Source organism: Streptomyces sp. NBC_01808, assembly GCF_035917395.1.
GTDB lineage: Bacteria > Actinomycetota > Actinomycetes > Streptomycetales > Streptomycetaceae > Streptomyces.
In genome coordinates, this window is record NZ_CP109072.1 from 8,122,198 (window position 1) to 8,146,200 (window position 24,003).

The 24,003-nt window shown below is 73.1% G+C and carries 20 protein-coding genes and 1 pseudogene; 8 read left to right on the forward strand and 13 right to left on the reverse strand.

Annotated elements, in window-relative coordinates; genetic code table 11:
• Window positions 1-17: 17 nt before the first annotated feature.
• The 5 genes from OG946_RS35555 to OG946_RS35575 form a co-directional block, all read right to left on the reverse strand.
• A complete protein-coding gene (locus OG946_RS35555) occupies window positions 18-1,007 on the reverse strand; it encodes a zinc-dependent alcohol dehydrogenase family protein (protein WP_326800047.1) in 990 nt (329 codons plus the stop codon).
• Window positions 1,004-1,900 carry a carbohydrate ABC transporter permease gene (locus tag OG946_RS35560; RefSeq protein ID WP_101419968.1) on the reverse strand — a complete coding sequence of 299 codons (897 nt, stop codon included), beginning with the start codon at window positions 1,898-1,900 and terminating at the stop codon, window positions 1,004-1,006. The genes OG946_RS35555 and OG946_RS35560 overlap by 4 nt, the downstream gene beginning before the upstream one ends.
• On the reverse strand, window positions 1,897-2,868 hold the full coding sequence (locus OG946_RS35565) for a carbohydrate ABC transporter permease (RefSeq protein ID WP_326800048.1): 972 nt from the start codon (window positions 2,866-2,868) through the stop codon (window positions 1,897-1,899). The genes OG946_RS35560 and OG946_RS35565 overlap by 4 nt, the downstream gene beginning before the upstream one ends.
• Complete coding sequence (locus OG946_RS35570; protein ID WP_326800049.1) at window positions 2,865-4,232, reverse strand: ABC transporter substrate-binding protein; 1,368 nt, start codon at window positions 4,230-4,232, stop codon at window positions 2,865-2,867. Before OG946_RS35570 ends, OG946_RS35565 begins: the two co-directional genes overlap by 4 nt.
• A gap of 143 nt (window positions 4,233-4,375) precedes the next feature.
• Window positions 4,376-5,137 (reverse strand): DeoR/GlpR family DNA-binding transcription regulator, encoded by a 762-nt coding sequence (locus OG946_RS35575; protein WP_326800050.1) that lies wholly within the window; start codon window positions 5,135-5,137, stop codon window positions 4,376-4,378.
• A 465-nt stretch (window positions 5,138-5,602) separates the two neighbouring features.
• Here OG946_RS35575 and OG946_RS35580 point away from each other — a divergent pair, with 465 nt between their 5' ends.
• A complete protein-coding gene (locus tag OG946_RS35580; protein ID WP_326800051.1) occupies window positions 5,603-6,469 on the forward strand; it encodes a glycoside hydrolase family 16 protein in 867 nt (288 codons plus the stop codon).
• 10 nt (window positions 6,470-6,479) lie between these two features.
• Here the strand turns inward: OG946_RS35580 and OG946_RS35585 are convergent, their stop codons facing one another.
• Window positions 6,480-7,859, reverse strand: a complete 1,380-nt coding sequence (locus tag OG946_RS35585) for an amidohydrolase (RefSeq protein ID WP_326800052.1) — start codon at window positions 7,857-7,859, stop codon at window positions 6,480-6,482.
• A 194-nt stretch (window positions 7,860-8,053) separates the two neighbouring features.
• On the opposite strand from OG946_RS35585, the gene OG946_RS35590 reads away from it, so the two are divergent.
• Window positions 8,054-9,112, forward strand: a complete 1,059-nt coding sequence (locus OG946_RS35590; protein WP_326800053.1) for a glycoside hydrolase family 5 protein — start codon at window positions 8,054-8,056, stop codon at window positions 9,110-9,112.
• Window positions 9,113-9,276: 164 nt separating this feature from the next.
• Here the strand turns inward: OG946_RS35590 and OG946_RS35595 are convergent, their stop codons facing one another.
• The 3 genes and pseudogenes from OG946_RS35595 to OG946_RS35605 form a co-directional block, all read right to left on the reverse strand.
• Entirely contained in the window at window positions 9,277-9,687 is a 411-nt protein-coding gene (locus OG946_RS35595; RefSeq protein ID WP_326800471.1) for an NAD-binding protein, read from the reverse strand.
• Window positions 9,688-10,161: pseudogene (locus OG946_RS35600) on the reverse strand (NAD(P)-dependent oxidoreductase); the annotation flags it as partial. It lies immediately after the preceding gene.
• A 46-nt stretch (window positions 10,162-10,207) separates the two neighbouring features.
• A complete protein-coding gene (locus OG946_RS35605) occupies window positions 10,208-11,038 on the reverse strand; it encodes an aldo/keto reductase (RefSeq protein WP_326800054.1) in 831 nt (276 codons plus the stop codon).
• A 60-nt stretch (window positions 11,039-11,098) separates the two neighbouring features.
• On the opposite strand from OG946_RS35605, the gene OG946_RS35610 reads away from it, so the two are divergent.
• The 3 genes from OG946_RS35610 (at window position 11,099) to OG946_RS35620 (ending at window position 13,616) form a co-directional block, all read left to right on the forward strand.
• Window positions 11,099-11,725, forward strand: coding sequence for a TetR/AcrR family transcriptional regulator (locus tag OG946_RS35610; protein WP_326800055.1), 627 nt, complete (start codon window positions 11,099-11,101; stop codon window positions 11,723-11,725).
• A 245-nt stretch (window positions 11,726-11,970) separates the two neighbouring features.
• Window positions 11,971-12,591: an RNA polymerase sigma factor gene (locus OG946_RS35615; protein ID WP_326800056.1), complete on the forward strand. Its 621-nt coding sequence runs from the start codon at window positions 11,971-11,973 to the stop codon at window positions 12,589-12,591.
• Window positions 12,591-13,616 (forward strand): hypothetical protein, encoded by a 1,026-nt coding sequence (locus OG946_RS35620; protein WP_326800057.1) that lies wholly within the window; start codon window positions 12,591-12,593, stop codon window positions 13,614-13,616. Before OG946_RS35615 ends, OG946_RS35620 begins: the two co-directional genes overlap by 1 nt.
• Window positions 13,617-13,668: 52 nt before the next feature.
• On the opposite strand, the gene OG946_RS35625 is transcribed toward OG946_RS35620, so the two are convergent.
• On the reverse strand, window positions 13,669-13,959 hold the full coding sequence (locus OG946_RS35625) for a hypothetical protein (RefSeq protein ID WP_326800058.1): 291 nt from the start codon (window positions 13,957-13,959) through the stop codon (window positions 13,669-13,671).
• Window positions 13,960-14,034: 75 nt separating this feature from the next.
• Here OG946_RS35625 and OG946_RS35630 point away from each other — a divergent pair, with 75 nt between their 5' ends.
• A complete protein-coding gene (locus tag OG946_RS35630) occupies window positions 14,035-14,838 on the forward strand; it encodes a class I SAM-dependent methyltransferase (protein ID WP_326800059.1) in 804 nt (267 codons plus the stop codon).
• Window positions 14,839-14,845: 7 nt separating this feature from the next.
• Here the strand turns inward: OG946_RS35630 and OG946_RS35635 are convergent, their stop codons facing one another.
• Window positions 14,846-15,904, reverse strand: coding sequence for a PP2C family protein-serine/threonine phosphatase (locus tag OG946_RS35635; protein ID WP_326800060.1), 1,059 nt, complete (start codon window positions 15,902-15,904; stop codon window positions 14,846-14,848).
• A 510-nt stretch (window positions 15,905-16,414) separates the two neighbouring features.
• On the opposite strand from OG946_RS35635, the gene dnaE reads away from it, so the two are divergent.
• The gene (dnaE, locus tag OG946_RS35640; protein WP_326800061.1) at window positions 16,415-19,957 is read left to right on the forward strand and encodes a DNA polymerase III subunit alpha; all 3,543 of its coding nucleotides are present in this window, start codon (window positions 16,415-16,417) and stop codon (window positions 19,955-19,957) included.
• A gap of 31 nt (window positions 19,958-19,988) precedes the next feature.
• On the opposite strand, the gene OG946_RS35645 is transcribed toward dnaE, so the two are convergent.
• On the reverse strand, window positions 19,989-22,004 hold the full coding sequence (locus OG946_RS35645; RefSeq protein WP_326800062.1) for a BTAD domain-containing putative transcriptional regulator: 2,016 nt from the start codon (window positions 22,002-22,004) through the stop codon (window positions 19,989-19,991).
• A 47-nt stretch (window positions 22,005-22,051) separates the two neighbouring features.
• Between OG946_RS35645 and OG946_RS35650 the strand changes: the two genes are divergently transcribed.
• Window positions 22,052-23,569: an MFS transporter gene (locus tag OG946_RS35650; RefSeq protein WP_326800063.1), complete on the forward strand. Its 1,518-nt coding sequence runs from the start codon at window positions 22,052-22,054 to the stop codon at window positions 23,567-23,569.
• 16 nt (window positions 23,570-23,585) lie between these two features.
• On the opposite strand, the gene OG946_RS35655 is transcribed toward OG946_RS35650, so the two are convergent.
• Window positions 23,586-23,969 (reverse strand): VOC family protein, encoded by a 384-nt coding sequence (locus tag OG946_RS35655; protein WP_326800064.1) that lies wholly within the window; start codon window positions 23,967-23,969, stop codon window positions 23,586-23,588.
• Window positions 23,970-24,003 lie beyond the last annotated feature (34 nt).

Sequence of the window (24,003 nt, forward strand, 5' to 3'; positions counted from 1 at the left end):
CACACCGGCCCCGGCGGTCACGGCACCACCACGATCTTCCGGCCTTTCCCCGAGGCGAACTGCTCTAGGGCGGCCGGGTATTGCTCCAGCGGCAGCCGGTCGCTGATGAGCAGCTCGGGGTCGAGCACGTCCGCGGCGAACAGCTCCGCCGCGCGCTCGTAGCTGTGCAGCACGGCCATCGAGCCGGTGATGGTGATCTCCTGGTTGTAGATGCGGTACGGCTCGATGGTCGCCGTCGTCGCGTAGTCCGCCACCCCGAACTGCAGGAACGTGCCGGCCTTCCCGACCCGGCCCAGGCCGTCCTGGATCGCCGCCGCGTTGCCGGTGGCGTCGATGACGACGTCCCACCCCTCCGGCTGCCCGAACTCCTCCGGCGTGGCCGCCGCCCGGCTGCACCCCACCTTCTGCGCGGTGGCCAGCCGCTCGGGGTTGAGGTCGACCACGTCCACCCCCGCGGCGCCGGTGCGCTTGGCCAGCTCCAGCATCATCAGCCCCATCGTGCCCGTGCCGTAGATCAGCACATGGGCGGCGAGCTTGCTGTTGAGCACGTCGTAGCCGCGCACCGCGCACGACAGCGGCTCGATCAGCGCCGCGTCCTGGGTGCGTACGTGGTCGGGCAGCCGGACGCAGTTGGCGACCGGTGCGACGGCGTACTCCGCCGCCCCGCCGGCGACGGTGACGCCGATGGCCCCCCACCGCTCGCACAGGTTGCCGTGGCCCGTACGGCACTTGCGGCACTCGTGGCAGTACAGCGACGGGTCGACGGCGACCCGGTCGCCGACGGCGACCTCGGTGACGTCGCGGCCGATGCCGACGACCTCGCCCGCGAACTCGTGCCCCGGCACCACCGGCAGCGTGGGCGCGAACTCGCCCTGCAGGATGTGCAGATCGGTTCCGCACAGCCCGCACGCCGCCACGTCCACCACGACCTCGCGCGGGCCGGGGGAGGGGTCGGGGACGTCGGTCACGGTGACCGTGCCGGGGGCTTCGATGACGGCGGCCCTCATTTGACGGCTCCTAGGGACAGGCCCTGGACCAGCTTGTCCTGGGCGGCGAACCCGGCGGCGAGCACCGGGAGGGAGATGACGACGGAGGCGGCGCAGACCTGGGCGAGGAAGAGCCCCTGACTGGTGATGAAGCGGGTGAGGAAGACGGGGGCGGTCTCCGCCGTCACCCCCGTGAGCACCCGCGCGAACAGCATCTCGTTCCAGCTGAAGATGAAGCAGATCAGCGAGGTGGCGGCGATGCCGGGACCGGCGACCGGGGCGATCACCCGGGTCAGCACGGTGGTGAGCTTCGCCCCGTCGATCTGCGCGGCCTCCACGATCGAGACGGGGATGTCCGCGAGGAACGACTGCAGCATCCACACCGCGATCGGCAGGTTCATCGACGTGTACAGCAGGACGAGCAGCCAGATGTTGTCGAGCATCCCGGTGTTCTTGGCGAACAGGTAGATCGGGAGCAGCCCGGCGACCACCGGCAGCATCTTGGTGGAGAGGAAGAAGAACAGCACGTCGGTCCAGCGCTTCACGCGCCGGATGGACAGCGCGTACGCGGCCGGCAGCGCCAGCGCGAGCACCAGCACGGTCGAGAACACGCTCGCCATCACCGAGTTGAGCAGCGCGGGCCACGGGCTGGGGCCGCCGCCGGAGCCGAAGAACGTGCGGTAGCCGTCGAGCGTGAGCGACGCGGCGACCGCCGGCGGGTTGGCGGCGGCGTCGGTCTCCGCGTGCAGCGAGGTGAGCACCATCCACGCCACCGGCAGGAAGAACGCGATGCCGACGAGCCAGGCGAGCAGCCCGAGCCCGGCGCTGCGGCGCCGCGCCTTGCGCAGGGCGGGCGGCAGCGCGGCGCGGCCGGTGCGGGCCGGCTTCCGGGCCGTCGCTACGGTCGTGGTCATGCGCGGGACGCCTCCTCCCGGAACAGGGACGACACGACGCGCAGCGCGAAGGTCGCGATGACGATGGAGCCGATGACGACGAGCACGCCGGCGGCCGAGGCCAGCCCGTACTCGTGCGCCTGGTAGAAGGTCTGGTAGATCGTGTACGGCAGGTTGGCGGTGCCGAGCCCGCCCGAGGTGATGGTGAACACCGCGTCGAAGTTCTGCACGATGTACACCGAGCCCAGCAGCACGCCCAGTTCGAGATAGCGGCGCAGATGCGGCAGCGTGAGGTAGCGGAAGATCTGGAAGCTCGTGGCGCCGTCGAGCCTGGCGGCCTCGACCATCTCCGTCGGCCGGCTCTGCAGCCCGGCCAGCAGGATCAGCATCATGAACGGCGTCCACTGCCAGATCAGCGCGGCTTCGACGGCGATCAGCGGCATGTCCGACACCCAGTCCGGCTGCGGCGGCGAGTCGTCGCCGAACAGCTCCGCGACCCAGGTGAGGGCGCCGTTGAAGAGGCCGTACTCGGGGTTGTAGAGCGCGTGCTTCCACAGCAGCGCGGCCGCGACCGGCACCAGCAGGAACGGCGCGATGAGCAGCGTGCGCACCACCCCGCGGCCGGGGAACGCGCGGTCCAGCAGCAGCGCGATGAGCAGCCCGAGCACCACACTGACCAGCACGACCGCGGCGGTCAGCAGCGCCGTGGTCACCACCGACTCGCGCAGACTCTCGTCGCTCGCCACCTGGCTGTAGTTGTCGAGCCCGGTGAAGCTGCGGTCGTCGGGGCGCAGCGAGTTCCAGTCGAAGAGGGAGATCACCAGCGTCGCCACGAACGGCAGTTGGGTGACGGCGATCAGGAACACCAGAGCCGGCAGCAGCGGCGCGCGGGTGGCCCAGGCCCGGGCCCCGCGGCCCGGCCGGCGGGGTGCCGGCCGGCCCGCGCGCGGCGCCGGGCGCTCGGTGCGTACGGCGGTCGGGGTACTCATCGGTCCCGGTACTCCCCGCCGACCTCCTCGGCCAGTTCCTGGGAGTTCTCCAGCGCGTCCTCGACGGACTGCTTGCCCGCGATGGCCGAGCTGATCTCCTGGGAGACCTTGGTGCCCAGATCGGAGAACTCGGGGATGCCGACGAACTGGATGCCGGGCGCGGGCCGCGGCTGGGTGCCCGGGTCGCGCGGGTCTGCGCCCTCGATCGCCTCGCGGGTGATGTCGGCGAAGGAGCCGGCGGCCTTCAGGTAGTCCGGGTTGGAGTACGTCGACGCGCGCTTGCCCGCGGGTGCGTTGGCCCAGCCCAGCTCCTTCCCGACCAGCTCCTCGTACTCCTTGCTCGACGCCCAGGAGATGAACTTCCAGGCGCTCTCGGGCCGTTCCGACGCCTTCTGCACGCCCCACGCCCAGGTGTAGAGCCAGCCGGAGGACTCGGTCTTGTCGACCGGCGCCGGCGCGTAGCCGATCTTGCCGCGGACGGGGGAGTCCTCGGCCTCCAGCGAGCCGGTGGCCGCGGTGGCGTCATACCACATGGCGGTCTTGCCCTGGGTGAGGTTGTTCAGGCACTCGGCGTACCCGGACTGGGCCGCGCCGGCCTCGCCGTGCTCGCGGACCAGGTCGACGTAGAACTTCGCCGCCTTGGTGAACTCGGGCGACGTGAGCTGCGCTTCCCAGTTCTCGTCGAACCAGGTGCCGCCCATGGTGTTGACCACCGTCGTCAGCGGCGCGATGACCTCGCCCCAGCCGGGCAGGCCGCGCAGGCAGATGCCCTTCATGCCGGGCTCGGCGCCGTCCGCCTCGGCGGCGAGGTCGGCGACCTGCTGCCAGGTGGGCTTGTCGGGCATCTTCAGGCCGTTCTCGGCGAAGACGTCCTTGCGGTACATGAGGAACGACGACTCGCCGTAGAAGGGCTCGGCGTACAGCTTGCCGTCCTCGGCCGTCAGCGACTCGCGCATCGGCGCGAGGACGTCCTCCTGGTCGAACTTCGCGTCGTCCGCGGCGTATTCGTCGAGCGGCAGCAGCCAGTCGTTCTCAGCGAAGAAGGGCACCTCGAAGTTGCTGATGGTGGCCACGTCGTACTGGCCCGCCTGGTTGGCGAAGTCCTGGCTGATCTTGTCGCGGACCTCGTTCTCCGGCAGCACGGTGAAGTTCACCTCGATGCCGGTCTTCTTCGTGAAGTGCTTGGCCGTCAGCTTCTGCAGCTCGACCATCTGCGGATTGTTGACCATGACGACGTTGACGGAGTCGTCGCCCCCGGAGCTGCCGCCGCCCCCCGCGCCGCTGCACGCGGCGAGCAGGGCCGCGGCGGTGGCCACGGGCACGAGGGTGCGGATGGTGCGCTTGCTGCGGGTCGGAGTGAGCATCGCATGCTCCCAAAGAGGGTCGGGGGCGGGAATCGGGGCGTATGGAGCCGGGCCACCCGGCTTGTTACTCGTTCCGGGAAGGCGGGGCGTACACGGGTATGGGGTGTGGTGAGCGGACGTGCGGAACGGGCGCCGGTCCTTGGTCAGGTCCTGATGACCTGCGGGCCCAGCAGCGAATAGCGGTGGGCCTCCGCGGCGGGCAGCCCGGTGTCGGTGATGATCACGTCGAACTCCGAGACCTCGGCGAAGCGGCAGAAGCTCACCGCGCCGAACTTGGTGTGGATCCCGGCGAAGACCTTCCGCCGGGCCACCCGCATCGCCTGCGCCTTGACCTCGCTGACCGCCGGGTCCGGGGTGGTCAGCCCGTAGGCGCGGGAGATGCCGTTGGCGCCGACGTACGCCAGGTCGATGACGAAGCCGGCGAGCATCCTGGTCGTCCAGTGGTCCACGGTGGCCAGGGTGCTGCCGCGCACCCGCCCGCCGAGCAGTAACACCGTGACCCGGTCGTCCCCGGCCAGGGCGCTCGCGGTGGCGAGCGAGGCCGTGACGATGGTCAGCGGGCGGGGCCGCGGCAGCGCCTCGGCGATGAGCTGGGGGTTGAAGCCCTCGTCGATGAAGACCGTCTCGGCGTCGCCGAGAAGCTCCGCCGCCGCGGTGGCGATGCGCGACTTCTCCGGCACGTGCATGGTCGTGCGGTACGCGAGCGTGGTCTCGAACCCCGCGCTCTCCACCGGATACGCGCCGCCGTGCGTGCGCCGGACGAGCCCGTGGTCCTCCAGGAGCGTCAGGTCACGCCGCACGGTCTCCCGGGACACACCCAGGTCGGCGGCCAGCTTGGCGACGTCCACCTTGCCGGTGCGCCGAGCCGTCTCCAGGATGACCCGTCTGCGTTCTTCTCCGTCCACGACGACCACCTGCCTTCGCGGTTTGGCTGTGGGGGGTGCTGTCGGAGTGGTGAAGCCCTGCCCGTTCGGGCTTCCGAAGGCATTTCTACAGGCGGCGGAACCCACAGGCCAGGCTTCATACACCGCACGTCGTGACCGACTGTGCCCGCTTTCACCGCCGTATCGCCGCTGGGGAGCGGCAGTCGGCCGCTTTCGGCGCGCGCCGGGCGTGCCCGCCCCGGCCAGGACGCGTGCCCGTTCGGTGCCCGGTTGGGCAACGGGCGTGGGTTCGGGCCCCGTTCGCTTCGGGAGGTGAACGCGGCGGGATCCGCCGGATCCATTGACGGCGCCCGCGCGAAGGAGTTCACTTTCGCACCGAAACAGGTCTGGACCAAGCTCGATACCCGGCTGACCAGTCGGGACGCCCGGCACCAGCGGCGTTCCCCCGGTCGGCAACCCCCCACCAGAGGATCGAGGCGCACCTTCATGACATCACGGAGCAAACGGCGTCGCCGTACGCCCGCCGTCCTGCTGCTCGCGGCCGTCTGCGCCGGGCTGAGCTGGACACCCGGCTCTGCGGGCGCCGCACCGGACGGCGCCCAGGCTGTGACCTTCGAAGACAACTTCGACGGACCCGCGGGTTCCGCCGTCGACGGCGGCAAGTGGCTGATCGAGACCGGCGACAACGTCAACAACCACGAGCGGCAGTACTACACCGCCGGCAACGCCAACGCCGCGCTCGACGGCCAGGGCAACCTGGTCATCACCGCGCGCAAGGAGAACCCCGGCGACTACCAGTGCTGGTATGGCCGGTGCGAGTACACCTCCGCCCGGCTCAACACCTCCGGGCGGTTCACCACCACGTACGGCCACGTCGAGGCGCGGATGAAGCTGCCGCGCGGCCAGGGCATGTGGCCGGCGTTCTGGATGCTCGGCGACGACATCGGCCAGGTCGGCTGGCCCGCCAGCGGCGAGATCGACGTGATGGAGAACGTCGGCTTCGAGCCGGGCACCGTCCACGGCACCTTGCACGGTCCCGACTACTCCGGCTCCGGCGGCATCGGGGCCGGCTACTCGCTGCCGGGCGGCGAGGCGTTCGCCGACGGGTTCCACACCTTCGCCGTGGACTGGTCGCCGAACGAGATCACCTGGTCCGTGGACGGCACCGTCTACCAGACGCGCACGCCCGCCGACCTCGGCGGCAAGCGGTGGGTGTTCGACAAGCCGTTCTTCCTGATCCTCAACCTCGCGGTCGGCGGCTACTGGCCCGGGGACCCGGACGGCAGCACGTCCTTCCCGCAGCAGCTCGTCATGGACTACGTCCGCGTCACCACGCCCGACCCCGCGCGGTAGCCCGGCGGGCCTACGTGCCGTAGCTCTGGATCCGGCGGCCGTGGCCGCGCTCGGTCAGCGCCGCGAGGCGCGGCGCGAGCTCGGCCGCGACCTCCGGCACGTCGACGGTCAGCAGCCGCCGGTCGCGCATGAGGATCCGGCCGTCGACGATCGTCGTGCGCACGTCGCCCGCGCGGGCGCTGTGCACCAGGGTGGCGGCGAGGTCGTGCACGGGCTGCGTGTGCGGCCCGGTCAGATCGACCAGGATCACGTCGGCCCGGCGGCCGGACGCCAGCGAACCCACCCGGTCGCCGAGGCCGACGACCCGCGCGCTCTGGGTCGTCGCGTGGTGCAGCACCTGGCGCGCGGTGGCCCAGCCGGCGTCCCGCTCGGCCGACTTCTGCACCAGCGCGGTGAGCGCCATGCTCTCCCACACGTCGAGCGTGTTGTTGGACGCGGCCCCGTCGGTCGCCAGCCCCACCGGCACGCCGGCCGCCCGCAGCGCGCGCACGGGCGTGGTGTCCCAGCCGAACTTCAGATAGCCGCGCGGCGCGGTCGCCACCCCGGCGGCCGGCGCCCGGCCCAGCAACTCGATGTCGGCGTCCGTGAGCCCCGTGCCGTGCGCGATCAGCACGCCGGTGTCGAGGAGCCCGCAGCGCTGGAGCACCTCGATCGGCGTACGGCCGTGCCGGGCGAGGCTGGCATCGGTCTGCTCCCGGTTCTCCGCGGCGTGCAGATGGACCAGCAGCCCGTGCTCCCGCGCGAGCCCGGCGGTGGCCGCCAGGTCGTCGTCCGTCACGGTGTACGGTGCGTGCGGCGCCAGGCACGTGGTGATCCGCCCGTCCGCGCCGCCGGCGCGACGCAGCGCGAAGTCCAGTGACCGCTCGCGGCCTTCCGCGCCCTGGGACGAGAAGTACGCCAGGCCCAGCACCGCGCGCAGCCCGGTGGCCGTGACGGCGTCGGCGACCCGGTCCATGGCGAAGTAGTGGTCGGCGAACGTCGTCACGCCGCCGCGGATCATCTCGGCGCAGGCCAGCAGCGCGCCCAACTCGACGTCCCGGTCGGTGAGGTTGCTCTCCACCGGCCAGATCCAGTCGTTGAACCACTCCTCGACCGGCACGTCCTCGGCGAACCCGCGCAGGAAGACCATCGGCGCGTGCGTATGACAGTTGACCAGCCCCGGCATGGCGACCTGGCCGCGGGCGTCGATGCGCTCGGCCGCCGGCACCCGCGCGGCCCGGGCCGCCGTCGTCACCGCCGCGATGGCGCCGTCCCTGATCACGATCCCGGCGTCCTCGGCGAAGTCCACCTCGCCGCCGGGACCGTGGACCAGCGCGGTGCAGCCCTCGATCACGAGTCCGGCGGGCTCCGCGCCCGGCCCGGCGTCCGCGGTGCGCTCCGGCTGCGCCATGGTCGACTCCTCGATCGGCCCGGGGATCTCTTCGGGAACGCTACCGGCCGCGACTGACAGCGCGCGGCGCGTTCTGTCCGTACGCGGACGGCCGCGGACGGCGCTCGCTGCCGCGGGCCTTGACGCGCGCCGCCGCGAGTGGATGTATGGGAGCGCTCCCATATTCCGCGTCACCGACTTGCGAGGAGCCGCACATGAGCGCACCGAGAACCACACCCCCCACCGCTCGCGGACGCCGCCGGCGCGGCCGGACCCGTACCGGACGCGCCCTGCTCGCCGCCCTGCTCGGCCTGGCCGCCGCCGTCGCCGGGTTCGGCCCCGGCGCGCAGGCCGAGCCCGCCGCCGCGGCCGTGGGACTGCACACCGAGGGCGGCCGGCTGCTGGAGGGCAACGGCAGCGACTTCGTGCTGCGCGGCGTGAACCACCCGCACGCCTGGTACACCGGCGAGCTGGACTCGCTGCGCGAGATCAAGCAACTGGGCGCGAACAGCGTGCGCGTGGTCCTGGCCACCGGCGACCGCTGGCCGCGCAGCGACACCGCCGACGTCGACAACGTTGTCTCCCAGTGCAAGGCGAACCGGCTGATCTGCGTGCTGGAGGTCCACGACACCACCGGCTACGGCGAGGAGGGCGCCGCCGTCTCCCTCGACCGCGCCGCCGACTACTGGATCAGCGTCCGCGACGCCCTCGTCGGCGAGGAGGACTACGTCATCGTCAACCTCGGCAACGAGCCGCACGGCAACCAGGGCTACGAACGCTGGACCGCCGACACCCGGGGCGCCATCGCCAAGCTGCGCGCCGCCGGACTGCAGCACACCCTGATGGCCGACGCCCCCAACTGGGGCCAGGACTGGACGAACACCATGCGCACCAACGCGCGCGCCGTCGCCGACTCCGACCCGCAGGGCGACACGCTCTTCTCGATCCACATGTACGGCGTCTACGACACCGCCGCGGAGATCGAGGACTACCTGACGTCGTTCACCGCGGCGGGACTGCCCATCGCCGTCGGCGAGTTCGGGCACAACCACTCCGACGGCAACCCCGACGAGGACGCCGTCATGCGCCTCACCCGGGAGCTGGGCCTCGGCTATCTGGGCTGGTCGTACAGCGGCAACGGCGGCGGCGTCGAATACCTCGACATGGTGCGGAACTTCGACCCGGCCGCGCTGACCGACTGGGGGCGGCGCTTCTTCCAGGGCCAGGACGGCATCGCGGCCACCGCGAAGGAGGCCACCGTCTACGGCGGCTGAGCCCCGGCCACCGCCACGCCCGCCCGGCGGTACGGGGCCGGCCCCCGGCCGCCGGGCGGGCAGCGGCGCCGTGCCGCCGCCCGGCCCGTACGGCGGCCAGGCCAGGCCCGCACCGCCGCCGCCCGCGCCCGTGGTGCCCCTGCCCGCTCCGCCCGGGGCGCCGCTCAGCTTCCCGCGCTGCCCGGCCCGCCGAAGCTCGTGTACACCGCGGCCACGTCCTCGCGGCCGTGCCCCGCCGCCGACGCCTGCCCGTACAGCCCGCGCAGCGCCGCCAGCAGCGTCGTGTCGACCCCCGCGCCGCGCGCCGCGCCGTCGATCAGGTCGACGTCCTTGAGCGCGGCGTCGAGCGCGAACTGCGGCTCGTACGAGCCCGCGAGCATCCCCTCGCCCTTCGCGTGCGCGTACCCGCAGTCCGCGGGCGAGCCCTCGATGGCCGCGAGGAACAGCTTCGGGTCCAGCCCGAGCGCGCCGGCCAGGACGAGCGACTGGGCGGCCGCAGCCGTGATCGAGGCGATCCAGGCGTTGCACGCCAGCTTCAGCGCCGTACCCGCGCCGACCTCGGGACCGGTCCACACCGTCTTCGCCGCGATTGCCGCCGTCAGCGGCTCGATCCGGGCGAAGACGGCAGGGTCGCCCGCCGTCAGCAGCGTCAGGCGGCCGGTCTCCGCGGGCTTCCTGGTGCCCAGCAGCATGGCCTCCACCAGCGTGCGCCCCGCCTGCGCGGCGAACTCGGCGGCCCTGCGGGTGCCCTCGGGGCCGACGGTGGCCGTCTGCACCCACACGGTGTCCTCGGGCGACGCCGCCAGCGCGTCGCCCAGGACGGCGAGCACGGCGTCCGCGTCGTACAGCGCGATCAGTACCGCGTCGGCGTCGCGCACCGCCTCCGCCGCGCTCGGCGCGACCCGCGCGCCGTCGGCGGCGAGCGGCTGCGCGCGCTCCGGCGTGCGGTTCCAGACCGTCACCTCGACGCCGCCGCGGAGCAGCGAGCGCGCCATGCCCGCGCCCATCACGCCCGTTCCCAGTACTGCTGCTTTCACCTTGCGGACTCCTCTGTGGTTGCTCGGCTGCGCGGTGCCGTATCCGACGGACCGCGGGTCACAACTCCTCGTGTTCGTCCGGGTCGCCGCCCACGCGCCGCTGCGGCCGGCCGGCGACCGCGGCCATCTCGGCGGCCGACAGCTCGAAGCCGAAGACGCCGAGGTTCTCGCGCTGCCGCACCGGATCCGCGGACTTCGGGATGGGCACGGCGTCGAGCTGCGTGTGCCAGCGCAGCACCGCCTGGGCGGGCGTCACGCCGTGCGCCTCGGCCACCCGCGCGATCGACGCGTCGCGCAGCACGTCGGTGCCCCGGCCCAGCGGGCTCCAGCTCTCCGTGACGATGCCCTTCTCGGCGTGGTACGAGCGCAGTTCCTCCTGCGGGAAGTGCGGGTGCAGCTCGATCTGGTTGACCGCCGGCAGGACGCCCGTCTCCCGCTCCAGCCGGTCCAGTTGGGCGACGGTGAAGTTGGAGACGCCGATGGAGCGTACGAGGTCCTCCTCGCGCAGCCTGATCATCGCGCGCCAGGAGTCGGTGTACAGGTCCACGCGCGGCAGCGGCCAGTGGATCAGGTACAGGTCGACGTAGCCCACGCCCAGTCGCATGCGGGACTCCTCGAAGGAGGCGAGCGTCTCCTCGTAGCCGTGGTGGCGGCCGGGGAGCTTGGTGGTGACCACGACGTCCTGGCGGGGCACGCCGCTGCGGGCGATGCCGCGGCCGGTGCCCGTCTCGTTGCCGTAGTTGAGCGCGGTGTCGACCAGCCGGTAGCCGGTCTCCAGGGCGGTGGCGACCGCCCGCTCGGCCTGCGCGTCGTCCATCGGGTACGTGCCGAGGCCGAGGGCGGGGAGCTTCGTACCGTCGTTGAGCCTGCGGACCGGGACGCTGGTCACACGTGCTCCTTCCCTTTATCGTACGGTGCGTTCAGTATAAGGCGGACGCCGGAGGCGGGCATGGGCGAAACGGGCGGGCCGCGCTCGCCGCGGGGCAGGCCGCGCAGCGAGCGGGCCAGGGCCGCGGTGCTCGCCGCCGCCACGGAACTGCTGGTGGCCGGCGGGGTGCAGGCGGTCACCATGGAGGCGATCGCCGCCCGGGCGCGGGTCAGCAAGTCGACGGTCTACAAGTGGTGGCCCACGCGCGGGCACGTGATGCTCGACAGCCTGGCGCACGTCACCGGGGACCCGCCCGCCGGGCCGGCCGCCGGCACGAGCCTCGCCGACGCCCTCGCCGCCGAGGCCGGCGCGCTCGTCCGGATCTTCCGCGAGACCGCCGCCGGGCCCCTGGTGGCCGACCTCGCCGCCGCCGCGCAGGCCGACCCCGGCATCCGTACCGCGCTCGACGAGCGGTGGGTGCGCCCGCGGCGCGCCGCCTGCGCCCGGCTGCTCCACGACGCCGTGGCCCGCGGCGAACTCCGGCCGGACACCGACGTCACCGCGGCCCTCGACCAGCTCTTCGCGCCCGTCTACCACCGGCTGCTCTTCGGCCACGCCCCGCTCGCCGACGACCTCGCCGCCACCCTCGTACGCCAGCTCCTCGACGGCCTCGGCAGCGGCCGCGGGCGATCGGACGAAGATCAGTGACCATCCGGGCGACGGCCCCGCACACGACCCATTCGGTGCAAGAACTCCCTTACGTCCCAAGCGGTGTGGCCGGGTGTCCGCGGACTGGACGCGATCCCGCGGCGGGCCGTAGCGTGCTCTTCCGCGCGGGCGGACAGCGAAGGCATGTGGTCGGCCTCCCGATCAACCGGCACCTGGGGGGTGCTTACCGAATGGATCCGTTCTGTATGCGCCCGGCCAGCGGGCCACGGACGGGCTGACCCGGCATGGCAGAGGCTGACGCACCGCTCGCGGAGGCGATACGCGCCGCACAGGCCGGCGACGAGACCGCGTTCGTGCATCTCTACAGATCCCTGCACCCCTGCCTCGTCCGCTACGTCGGCACCCTCGTCGGCGATGCCGCGGGCGACGGCGACGCGGAGGAGGTCACCGCGGGCGCCTGGCAGGACATCGCCCGCGATCTGCGCGCGTTCGACGGCGACGCCCTGAGCTTTCGCGCCTGGTGCGCCCGCATCGCCCGCACCCGCGCGCTCGCGCGCCTCCGCGACCGCCCCGGCGGCCCCGGCCGCGGTCCGCGGGACCCCGGCGGCGGCCCGCGGACCGAGGGGGTCCCGGAGCGGCCGGAGGGCGGGCGTACCCTTGCCCTGATCGCCTGGCTGCCGCGCGCGGAAGCCGAGGCCGTCGCGCTGCGGGCGATCGTGGGGCTGGACGCCGAGCGAGCCGCCTACGTGCTCGGCACGAGCCCCGCCGCGGCCCGCTCCGCCACCCTGCGCGGCCTGCGCCTGCTGGCGGACCAGCTCGGCGACGCCGCGGTCGGCGCCTGTCCGGCCGGCGCACCGGCAGGTGACGCGACCTGCACGGCCACGTGGATGCTCAGGGGTATGTGATGGGCGACGACGACCGGAACACCTGGCTCGACCAGCGCGCCGCCGAGCGGCTGATCGCCGGCGAGCAGTTGGACGCCGGGCCCGCGCTGCCGCCCGCCGACCGGGACACCGCCGAGCGGCTGGCGGCGCTGCTGGACACCGCGGCCCGCGCCGCCCGCCCGGCGCTCGACACCGAACTGCCGGGGGAGCAGGCGGCGCTGGCCGCGTTCCGCGCCGCCCGCGCCGCGGGCCCGCTGGAGCCGGCCCGCGGTGAGGAGGCGGCCGGCGACCGGGCGCCGGGCGGCCGGGCAGCCAACGGCCGGGCGGTGAACGGCCGCGCCGTCAACGGTTCCCGCCCCGGCTGCGAGGTCGGCGTGCCGCGGAGGCCGGTGCCCGCCGAGCAGGTGGTGCGGCTCGCGCCGTCCGCCGCGGGTGCCGCCCCCGCACGCCGTACGCCCCGGCGGCTGCGGCGCCTGCGCACCGCCGCCGCGGTCACCGCGGCCGGCTGCGTACTCGGCGGCGTGGCGCTCGGGGCAGGCGCGATCCTGCGCACGCCGCCCGACACCCCCGGCCCCTCCACGGGCCCCGCCGTCTCGCCGACGGCCACCCCGGATCAGGACCCCACCGGTGGCGACTACGCCAACGAGGGTGCCGCGTCCGCGGGCGGCAGCCGGTTGGACGACAGACCCGAGGGCAGACGCGACGAGCCCGACACCGGCACCGCGCCCGGCGGCGGCGCCGACGGCACCGCCGAGCCGGACGGCACGCAGGACGAGGACGCCGGCCAGGGCGGCTCGGGCCAGGGCGAGGAGCAGGGCGCGCCGGGCAACTCGGTGCACCGGCAGTGCGAGATGTTCCTCGCCGAACGCGACGGCGAGGGCCCGGTCAACGACAACAAGTCCTGGAACCGGCTCGTCCGCGAGGCCGGCGGCGAGAAGGCCGTCGCCGGCTTCTGCGAGAAGCACTTCGGCGACGGCGCCCGGAGCGACCACGGCGGCAGCGACGGCGGCCACGGCGAGGACGAAGAAGGCGACGAGGACGACTGAGCGCCCGGCGCCCCCGGCCTCCGCCGCGCCCGGCACCCGGCCCGTACGCCCCTCACCCGAACTGCGTCAGCACCATCGTCACCAGCCACAGCACGATGGCGCACCCGATCGTGACCACCGGCCAGCTCCGCGCCGTCTCGCCCAGCGGATGCCGCCGCCGGACCGAGGTCCATACCACCCAGAACGCCTCCGCCTCCGCGGGCTCCACGCGCTCACCGTCCAGCAGCCACAGCACGGGCCCGTCGCCGCCCGGCGCCGCTAAGCCCGAGGGTGCGCGGTCGTCGCGCACCTGCTCGACCTCCTTCACCAGCCGGCCGCCGCAGTAGCTCTCGCGTCGGATCAAGGGGGCGTTCCTCTCGGTGGCGGCTGCCGCGAAATGACGATGCACGGGCAAGGAAGCCGATCATAAGGTGAGGCGGTGACAGACGACGAACGCGAGCGCCTGCGGGCGACCTTCACCGAGGCGCCGGAGCTGTACGACCGCGCCCGTCCCCGCTACCCCCGGGAGATGTACGGCGACCTCGACGCCGCCGCGCCCGGCGGCCTCGGTCCCGGCTGCCGGGTGCTGGAGATCGGCTGCGGCACCGGGCAGGCGACCGTGCCGGTCGCCGAGCGCGGCTGCCGGGTGACCGCGGTGGAGCTGGGCGCGGGCATGGCGCGGGTGGCGCGCCGCAACCTCGCCGCGTTCCCGGAGGTGCGGGTCGAGAACGCGGTGTTCGAGGAGTGGCCGCTGCCGCCCGAGCCGTTCGACGTGGTGCTCGCCGCCACCGCGTTCGCCTGGGTCGACCCCGCGGTCCGGGTGCCGAAGTCGGCGGACGCGCTGCGCCCCGGCGGGGTGCTGGCCACCGTCCGCACGCACCATGTGGCCGGCGGCAGCGAGGAGTTCTTCGCCGCGGCACAGGGCTGCTACGAGCGGTTCGACCCGGCGACGCCGCCGGGCCTGCGGCTGCGGCCCGCGGCCGCCGTCCCCGAGGACCGCGACGACCTCCGCGGCGAGGAGCGCTTCGCGGCGCCGGTCTTCCACCGGTACGAGTGGGAGCTGCCGTACTCCACCGCGGAGTACCTCGACGTGCTGCGCACGTACTCCGGCCACCGGGCGCTGCCCGCCCCGGCCAGGGACGCGCTGCTGGCCTGTCTCGCGGGCCTGATCGACGGGCGGCACGGCGGCCGGATCGTCAAGCGCTACCTCACCGAGCTGCGGATCGCCCGCCGCCTCGGCTGACGGTCCGTCAGCCGTCCCGGTAGCGCAGCAGCAGCATCGCCGCGTCGTCGTGCAGCGGCGCCCGGACGTGCTCGATCACGTCCTGGCGCAGGGCGGTCAGCGCCCCCTCCGGATCGGGGTCCTTGAGCAGCCCGGCGCGCTGCTCCAGCGGGTAGAAGGCCCCGGCGCGGTCGCGGGCCTCGGTGACGCCGTCGGTGTAGAACAGCAGTTGGTCTCCGGGCGCGAACCCCGCCGTGTGCGGCTGCGGCTGGGCGACGCCGTGCTCCCCGAGACCCAGCGGTAAAGCCCGCTGCGGCGGCGCGAGATAGCGCACGTCGCCGTCCTGGCGCACCGCCAGCGGCGCGGGGTGCCCGAAGTTGAGCAGCGTCACCTCCTGGCCGGAGCCCACCTCGGCGAGGATGGCGGTGACGAACTTCTCGCCGTCGAGCTGCCGGTCGAGCGCCCGCTCCAGCCGCTCCCCGACGGCCGTCAGGTCCGGTTCGTCGTACGCCGCCTCGCGGAAGGCGCTGAGCACCACCGCCGCGGTCTCCACGGCCTCCAGACCCTTGCCCTGGACGTCCCCGACGATCAGCCGGACGCCCGCCGGCGAGGTCACCACCTCGTACAGATCGCCCCCGATCCGCGCCTCCGCCACGGCCGAGGTGTACGAGACCGCCGCCCGCAGCCGCCCCGCGCTGCGGGGTACCGGGCGCAGCAGCACGCGCTGCGCCACTTCGGCGATCGACCGCACGCTCGCGAGTTCCTCCTCGCGGCGATGCCGCATCCGCACCGCGAGCAGGGCGGCGACCGTGACGCCGACGACGGACAGCAGGGCCACGTAGCCGCGCCGCGACTCGAACATCACGTCGGAGATGCCCAGCAGGACGCAGAGCACCAGCGCGATCCCGCCGACGAACACCGTGCGCTGCCAGCCGCCGACCAGGCCGGCGAAGGCCGGCCCCAGGGAGACCAGGGGGAGGAACCCGATGTCGGGCCCCGCGGTGACGTCCACGACCGCGACGCAGCCCATGACGGCGTACGGCAGCGCGTTGAGCGTGCGGTGATGCGGCAACTTCCGGTCGGTCATGCGCTACTCGCTACTCCAGCCGCTGGTCGGCCCTGCACCTCGGACGGCGCGGAGATACGGCCCCCGCCGCGGCCGGCCCCACCCCGTGAGGCTAGGCAAGGATCGGCCCATCCGGGACCGATGCGGCCGAATCGTTGCCTGTCCGGCACCGGTCCGGCGCCCCGTCCGTCGTACGGCCGGGGCAAAACCCCCGCAACCGGGCGGTGCGCGGGCGGTGGTTCCCGCCGGGCGTAGCCGGATCCGAACAGGCCACGGTCGAAGCAGGTCGCGACGCGAACGAACGTCCATTGTCCCGCAGAGGCGGCCCCGCCGTCATGGGTCCGGACGGGGTAGTGGCGGCCGGCTTCCGTGCGGCGCCCCGCCCGCGGCCCGGCACGTGCTCCCGCGCTGAGGCAACTACTCCGGTACAACCCCGGGTTGTCCAGCGGGGCGTGTTTGTTGTTTGAAACGGTCCGCGACCCGGGGCTTTGATGGCGCTCCTGACAACGCCCCGTTGTGTGAGGAGCCGTCGTGGCCAAGCCGCCTTTTACGCATCTGCATGTGCACACGCAGTATTCGCTGCTGGATGGGGCGGCGCGGTTGAAGGATATGTTCGCGGCGTGTCGTGAGATGGGGATGTCGCATATCGCGATGACGGATCATGGGAATCTTCATGGTGCGTATGACTTCTTTGCGCAGGCGTCGGCGGCGGGGGTGACGCCGATCATCGGTATCGAGGCGTATGTGGCGCCGGAGTCGCGGCGGAACAAGCGGAAGGTGCAGTGGGGGCAGCCGCATCAGAAGCGTGATGACGTGTCGGGTTCCGGTGGGTATACGCACAAGACGATCTGGGCGTCTTCTCGTACGGGTTTGCATAATTTGTTCCGGTTGTCGTCGGATGCGTACAAGGAGGGGTGGCTGCAGAAGTGGCCGCGGATGGACAAGGAGGTGATCGCGGAGCATGCGGAGGGGTTGATCGCTTCTACGGGGTGTCCTTCGGGTGAGGTGCAGACGCGGTTGCGTCTTGGGCAGTTCGACGAGGCGCTGGCGGCGGCGGCGTGGTATCAGGAGGTGTTCGGGAAGCAGCGGTATTTCCTGGAGTTGATGGATCACGGGATGGGGATCGAGCGGCGGGTGCGGGACGGGCTGCTGGAGATCGGGCGGAAGCTGGGTATTCCGCCGCTGGTGACGAATGATTCGCATTACACGTATGCGCAGGAGGCGGGGGCGCATGATGCGTTGTTGTGTATTCAGACGGGGAAGAATCTTTCTGATCCCGACCGGTTCAGGTTCGACGGGACGGGTTATTACCTGAAGTCGACCGAGGAGATGTATGCGGTCGATTCCTCGGACGCCTGGCAGGAGGGGTGTGCGAACACGCTGCTGGTGGCGGAGCAGATCGACACCGCGGGGTGGTTCGAGAAGCGCGACCTGATGCCCCGCTTCGAGGTGCCCGACGGCTACAGCGAGGTCACCTGGTTCCGCGAGGAAGTGTGGAACGGCATGCGCCGCCGCTACCCGGACGGCTGGGACGAGACCTACCACAAGCAGGCCGAGTACGAGATGGACGTCATCATCCAGATGGGGTTCCCTGGATACTTCCTGGTGGTCGCGGACTTCATCATGTGGGCGAAGAACAACGGGATCGCGGTCGGTCCCGGCCGCGGCTCGGCGGCGGGTTCGCTCGTCTCGTACGCGATGGGGATCACGGACCTGGACCCGATCGAGCACGGGCTGATCTTCGAGCGGTTCCTGAATCCGGAGCGGGTGTCGATGCCGGATGTGGACATCGACTTCGACGAGCGCAGGCGGGCGGAGGTGATCCGCTATGTGACGGAGAAGTACGGTGCCGACAAGGTCGCGATGATCGGCACGTACGGCACGATCAAGGCGAAGAACGCGATCAAGGACTCCGCGCGGGTGCTGGGGTATCCGTACGCGATGGGCGACCGCATCACCAAGGCCATGCCCGCCGACGTCGGCGGCCACGGCATCGACCTCGCGGGCATCACCGACCCCGCGCACCCCCGCCACGCCGAGGCGGGCGAGGTCCGGTCGATGTACGAGAACGAGCCCGACGTGAAGAAGGTCATCGACACAGCGCGCGGAGTCGAAGGGCTCGTGCGGCAGATGGGCGTGCATGCGGCCGGCGTGATCATGTCCAGCGAGCCGATCGTCGACCACGTCCCGGTCTGGGTGCGCCACAGCGACCAGGTGACGATCACGCAGTGGGACTACCCGACCTGTGAGTCGCTCGGCCTGCTGAAGATGGACTTCCTCGGCCTGCGCAACCTCACCATCATGGACGACGCCGTGAAAATGGTGCGCGCCAACAAGGGGACCGACATCGAGCTGCTGTCCCTGCCACTGAGCGACGCCAGGACCTTCGAACTGCTGGGCCGGGGCGACACCCTCGGCGTCTTCCAGTTCGACGGCAGCGCGATGCGCTCGCTGCTCCGGCTGATGCGCCCCGACCACTTCGAGGACATCACCGCCGTCACCGCCCTCTACCGGCCGGGTCCCATGGGCATGAACTCGCACATCAACTACGCGCTGCGCAAGAACGGCCGCCAGGAGATCACCCCGATCCACCCGGCGCTCGCCGAGCCGCTGAAGGAAGTCCTCGACATCACCTACGGGCTCGTCGTCTACCAGGAGCAGGTGCAGAAAGCCGCGCAGGTGCTCGCCGGCTATTCGCTCGGCCAGGCGGACCTGCTGCGCCGGGCGATGGGCAAGAAGAAGCAGGAAGTGCTCGACAAGGAGTTCGTCCCCTTCCGCGACGGCTGCCGGCAGCGCGGCTATCCGGACGAGGCGGTGCAGGCGGTCTGGGACGTCCTGGTGCCCTTCGCCGGCTACGCGTACAACAAGGCGCATGCGGCGGCGTATGCGCTCGTGTCGTACTGGACGGCGTATCTCAAGGCGAACTATCCCGCCGAGTACATGGCCGCGCTGCTGACGTCCGTACGCGACGACAAGGACAAGTCCGCGGTCTATCTCAACGAGTGCCGGAAGATGGGCATCAAGGTGCTCCCGCCGGACGTCAACGAGTCCGACGCCGACTTCACCCCCCGCGGCGACGACACGATCGTCTTCGGCCTCACCGCCGTCCGCAACGTCGGCAGGAACGTCGTGGACTCCATCGTGCGCGGCCGGCAGTCCAGAGGGCCCTATGTCTCCTTTCCCGACTACCTCGACAAGTCCGAACCGGTCGTCTGCAACAAGCGCACCACCGAATCCCTGATCAAGGCGGGTGCCTTCGACGCTCTCGGACACACCCGCAAAGGTCTCCTCGCCCGGTACGAGCCGATGATCGACGCCGTCGTCCAGGTCAAGCGGAAGGAGGCGGAAGGGCAGTTCGACCTCTTCGGCGACATGGGGGAGGCAGGCGCGGCGGACGAGCCGGGCCTCGGGCTCGACGTGCAGTTCACGGACGAGGAGTGGGAGAAGTCCTATCTGCTCGCCCAGGAGCGGGAGATGCTCGGCCTCTACGTCTCCGACCACCCGCTCTTCGGCATCGAGCACGTCCTGAACGACAAGGCCGACGCCTCCATCGCCGCGCTCAACGGGGGTGACCACGCCGACGGGGCCATCGTCACCATCGGCGGCATCATCTCCGGCCTGCAACGCAAGATGACCAAGCAGGGCAACGCCTGGGCCATCGCCACCGTCGAGGACCTCGGCGGCTCCATCGACTGCATGTTCTTCCCCGCCACCTACCAGCTCGTGGCGACCCAACTCGTCGAGGATGCCGTCGTCTTCGTCAAGGGACGGCTCGACAAGCGCGAGGACGTGCCCCGGCTGGTCGCCATGGAACTCGCCGTCCCCGACCTCAGTACCGCGGGCGAACGCGCCCCCGTCCGCCTCGACATCACCGAGGCCCAGGTCACGCCCGAGTCCGTGGGCCGGCTCAAGGCCGTGCTCCAGGCCCACCCCGGCCCGTCCGACGTGCACCTGCGGGTGCGCGGCCGGTCCCGTACGACGGTCTACCGCCTCGGCCACCGCATCGCGGCGCGCCCGGAGTTCTGGGCGGACCTGAAGGCGGCGGTGGCGGTGAGCCGGGAGCCCGGGGCGTAGGCCGTACGTCCTGGGCGTGCCGGGACCCGCGTCAGCGCGGCGTCGGGCGGCCGCTGGCGGCCTCGTACCAGGCCAGCGAGCCGCTGATGCGGGTGGCCAGGGCCGTCTCGCGGCGGCGGGTGGCGCCGTCGAGGGCCTCGCGCAGGTTGGCGATCTCCGCATCCAGCCGGCCGATCCAGCGCTGCCGCGCGTGGCCCGCCCGCTCCGCCTCGGCGCACTCCGCGAGCCGGACGTAGTAGTCGTCGCGGCGCCGCAGCACCTCCGCCGTCTCGCCGGCTTCCTCCAGCCGCTCCCAGGCGTACGCCGCGACGGTCTCCAGCAGCCGGAAGCGCTCGCCGTCCCGGGAGACCAGCGACCGGTCGACCAGCCGCGCCAGCAGCCCCGGCACCTCCTCCGCGGTCAGCCCCGCGGGCGGCGCCTGCTCGCCGCCGGCCTCGATGGACACCCCGCCGTCCGGGCCCGCGCCGGTGTCCGCGCAGACGTAGATCGCCCCGCTCAGCGTGCAGCCCGCGCCGTGCACCGCCAGCCGCCGCAGCGCCGCGCGCTCCCGGTCGTCCAGCAGCCGCCAGCTCCACTCCAGGGCCGCCCGCAGCGTGCGCTGCCGCTCCGGCAGGCCGCGCGGGCCGTCGTCCAGGAGCCGGAAGCGGTCGTCGAGCCCGGCGGCCAGGCCCCGTACGCCCAGACCGCGGACGCGGGAGGCGGCCAGCTCCAGCGCCAGCGGGATGCCGTCGAGCCGGCGGCACACCTCGGCGACCTCCGCCGCGTTCCCGGCGCCGAGCGCGAAGCCCGGCGCGGATGCGGCGGCGCGGTCGGCGAAGAGCCGCACCGCGTCCGCCTCGGCCAGCGGCGCCACCGTCCGCACCACCTCGCCAGCGATGCCCAGCGGCTCCCGGCCGGTGGCCAGCACCCGCAGCCCGGGCGCCGCGCGCAGCAGCCGGTCGGCGAGCTTGGCGGCCTGCTCGACGACGTGCTCCGCATTGTCGAGCAGCAGCACCGCGGGGGCGTCGCCCAGCGCCGCGGCGATCCGGTCCTCGTCGGGCACGCCGAACGCCGTCGCCACCACGTCGGCGACGCTCCCGCCGCCGGCCCCCGCCAGTTCCGCGACGTAGCCCGGCTCGGGGCGCTCGCCCAGCAGGGCCAGCGCCAGCCGGGTCTTGCCCACGCCGCCGGGTCCGGTGAGCGTCACCAGCCGCTCCCCGCCGAGCAGCGGCCCGAGTTCCGCAATCTCCGCCGCCCGGCCGACAAGCGGCGTCAGCGGCGCCGGCAGCCGCGGCGGGCGCAGCCGCGGCGCCGCGGGCCGCGCGGCGGCCAGCGCCTCGTCGCCCGCCAGGATCCGCTGCTGCAACCCGGCCAGCTCCGGCCCCGGGTCGAGCCCCGCCTCCTCGCGCAGCCGCACCCGCAGCGCACGGTAGGCGGCCAGCGCCTCGCTCTGCCGGCCGGATCCGTACAGCGCCCGCATCAGCAGCCCGGTCAGCCGCTCGCGCACCGGATGGGCGCCCACCAGGTCCGTCAACTCGGCCACCAGCGGCCCGTGTTCGCCCAGCTCCAGCCGGGCCTGCGCCAGCTCCTCCAGCGCGGTCAGCCGCTGCTCCTCCAGCCGCGCGGCGGTGGCGCGGGCGAAGGGCGCGTCCTCGTACGGGCTGAAGGCCGGCCCGCGCCACAGCGCCAGCGCCTCGGTGAGCAGGTCGGCGGCGCGCGCGGGACCCGGCGCCGTACGGGCCCGCCGGACAAGCTTCGCGAAGTCCCCGGCGTCGGTGGCGGCCTCCAGCACGTACCCCGCGGCGCCCGAGGCGACCAGCTCCCGCCCGCCCGGCTCGGCGTCCCCCAGCGCCCGGCGCAACTGGGAGACCTTCGCCCTGAGCGCGCCCGTCGGCTTCCCCGGCGGATGGGCGTCCCACAGGTCGTCGACCAGCCGCCACGGCGGCACCGGCCGCCCCTCGCGGGCGAGCAGCGCGGCCAGCAGCACGCGTACCTTCAGCTCCGGGACCCTCACCGGCCGTCCGCCGTCGGTCCAGACCCGCACGGGACCGAGCACTCCGAAGCGCATGACACCACCATAAGCAAACCCGAACACCGCGCGGCGACCGTGAACCCATGACCACGACCACCGCCACGAAGGCCGGGCCCCGGGCATGGCTCGGCCTGAGCGTCCTCGCCCTGCCCATGCTGCTCGCCTCGGTCGACAACAGCGTGCTCTACCTCGCGCTGCCGCATCTGACCGCGGATCTGGAGCCGTCCCCCACCCAAGTCCTGTGGATCATGGACGTCTACGGGTTCATGATGGCCGGCTTCCTCCTCACCATGGGCACCCTCGGCGACCGGATCGGCCGCCGCCGGCTGCTCACCATCGGCGCGGCGGCCTTCGGCGCCGCGTCGGTGCTCGCCGCGTACGCCGTGAGCGCGGAGATGCTCATCGCCGCCCGCATCCTGCTCGGCATCTCGGCCTCCGCGCTCGCGCCCTCGGCGCTGGCCCTGGTCGGCACCATGTTCACCGACGCGCGCCAGCGTGCCCTGGCCATCGGCGTGTTCACCGCCTGCTTCATGGGCGGCGCGGCGCTCGGCCCGGTGGTCGGCGGGGTGATGCTGGAGAATTTCTGGTGGGGCTCGGTCTTCCTGCTCGGCCTGCCGGTGGCGCTGCTGCTGGTGCTCACGGCCAGGCCGCTGCTGCCGGAGTCCGGCGGCGAGGGCGGCGAGGGCGGCGGGCGGCTCGACCCGGCGAGCGTCGGGCTGTCGCTGCTGACGGTCATCCCGCTCGTGTACGGGCTGAAGGAGCTGGCCGACGACCCGGACGCACGGGCGGCCCTGGCCATCGCCGCCGGGCTCGCCTTCGGCTCCGCCTTCGCCCGCCGCCAGCTCCGGCTGGCCGAACCGCTGCTCGACCTGCGGCTGTTCCGCAACCGGTCGTTCTCCGCGGCGCTGGTGGTGCTGCTGTTCACGATGCTCGTGCAGGGCGGCAGCTACTTCTTCTTCAGCCAGCACCTGCAGATGATCGAGGGCTTCTCGCCGCTGAAGGCCGGCTTCTGGATGGCGCCGCCGGCGCTGGCGCTGGTCGCGGGCTCCCTGCTGGCGCCGGTGGTGGCGCGGACGGTGCGGCCGGCGGTCGTGGTCGGCGCGGGCCTGGCGGTCTCCGCGGCCGGGTTCCTGTACGCGGCCGTCAGCGACGACCTCGTACCGCTGGTGATCGGGTTCACGCTGGGCTTCCTCGGCGCCGCGCCGGTCGGCGCGCTGGGGCTGAACCTCATCGTGGGCAGCGCGCCCCCGGAGAAGGCCGGCTCCGCCTCGGCCACCGCGGAGAGCAGCGGCGAGATGGGCGTCTCGCTGGGCATCGCCGTCTTCGGCAGCCTCGGCGCCGCCGTCTACACCGCCGGGTTCGACGGCCCCGCGGGGGCGCCGGAGCGGGCGGGGGAGTCCCTCGCCGACGCCGACGCGGCGGCCGCGGCGCTGCCGGAGCGCCTCCGCGGCGAACTGCTCGACGCCGCCCACGCCGCCTTCGGCTCCGGGATGACCGCCGTCGCCGTGGCCGCCGCCCTGGTCTGCGCGGGCCTCGCGGTGCTGGCCGCCGTGCTGCTGCGGCAGCTGCGCCCGATCGGCGCGGAGGACGCCGACGGCTGAGGCGTACGGCGGCGGATCAGGGCTGCGTCGCCGCGCGCTCGGCGGCGCTGCGCAGCACGCAGAACTCGTTGCCCTCGGGGTCGGCGAGGACGGCCCACCCGGTGCCGTCCGGGTTGCGGTGGTCGGCGACGAAGGACGCGCCGAGGCCGAGCAGCCGCTCGACCTCCTCCTCGCGCCCGGTCTCCGGGCGCAGGCACAGATGGATCCGGTTCTTGCCGCTCTTCCGCTCCGGCACCTGGTTGAAGTGCAGCACCGGCCCCTCGGGCAGGAGCACCTGCGTCTCCGGCGCGCCCGGTCCGTCCTCCGGATGGACCGGGCTGCCGGTAACCCTGCTCCAGAAGAGCGACAGCCCGTAGGCGTCGGCACAGTCGATCGCGATGTTCAGCACCACGGAGGTCATGGACGCACCCTTCCTCAGCGCCCCGCGCGCCGCC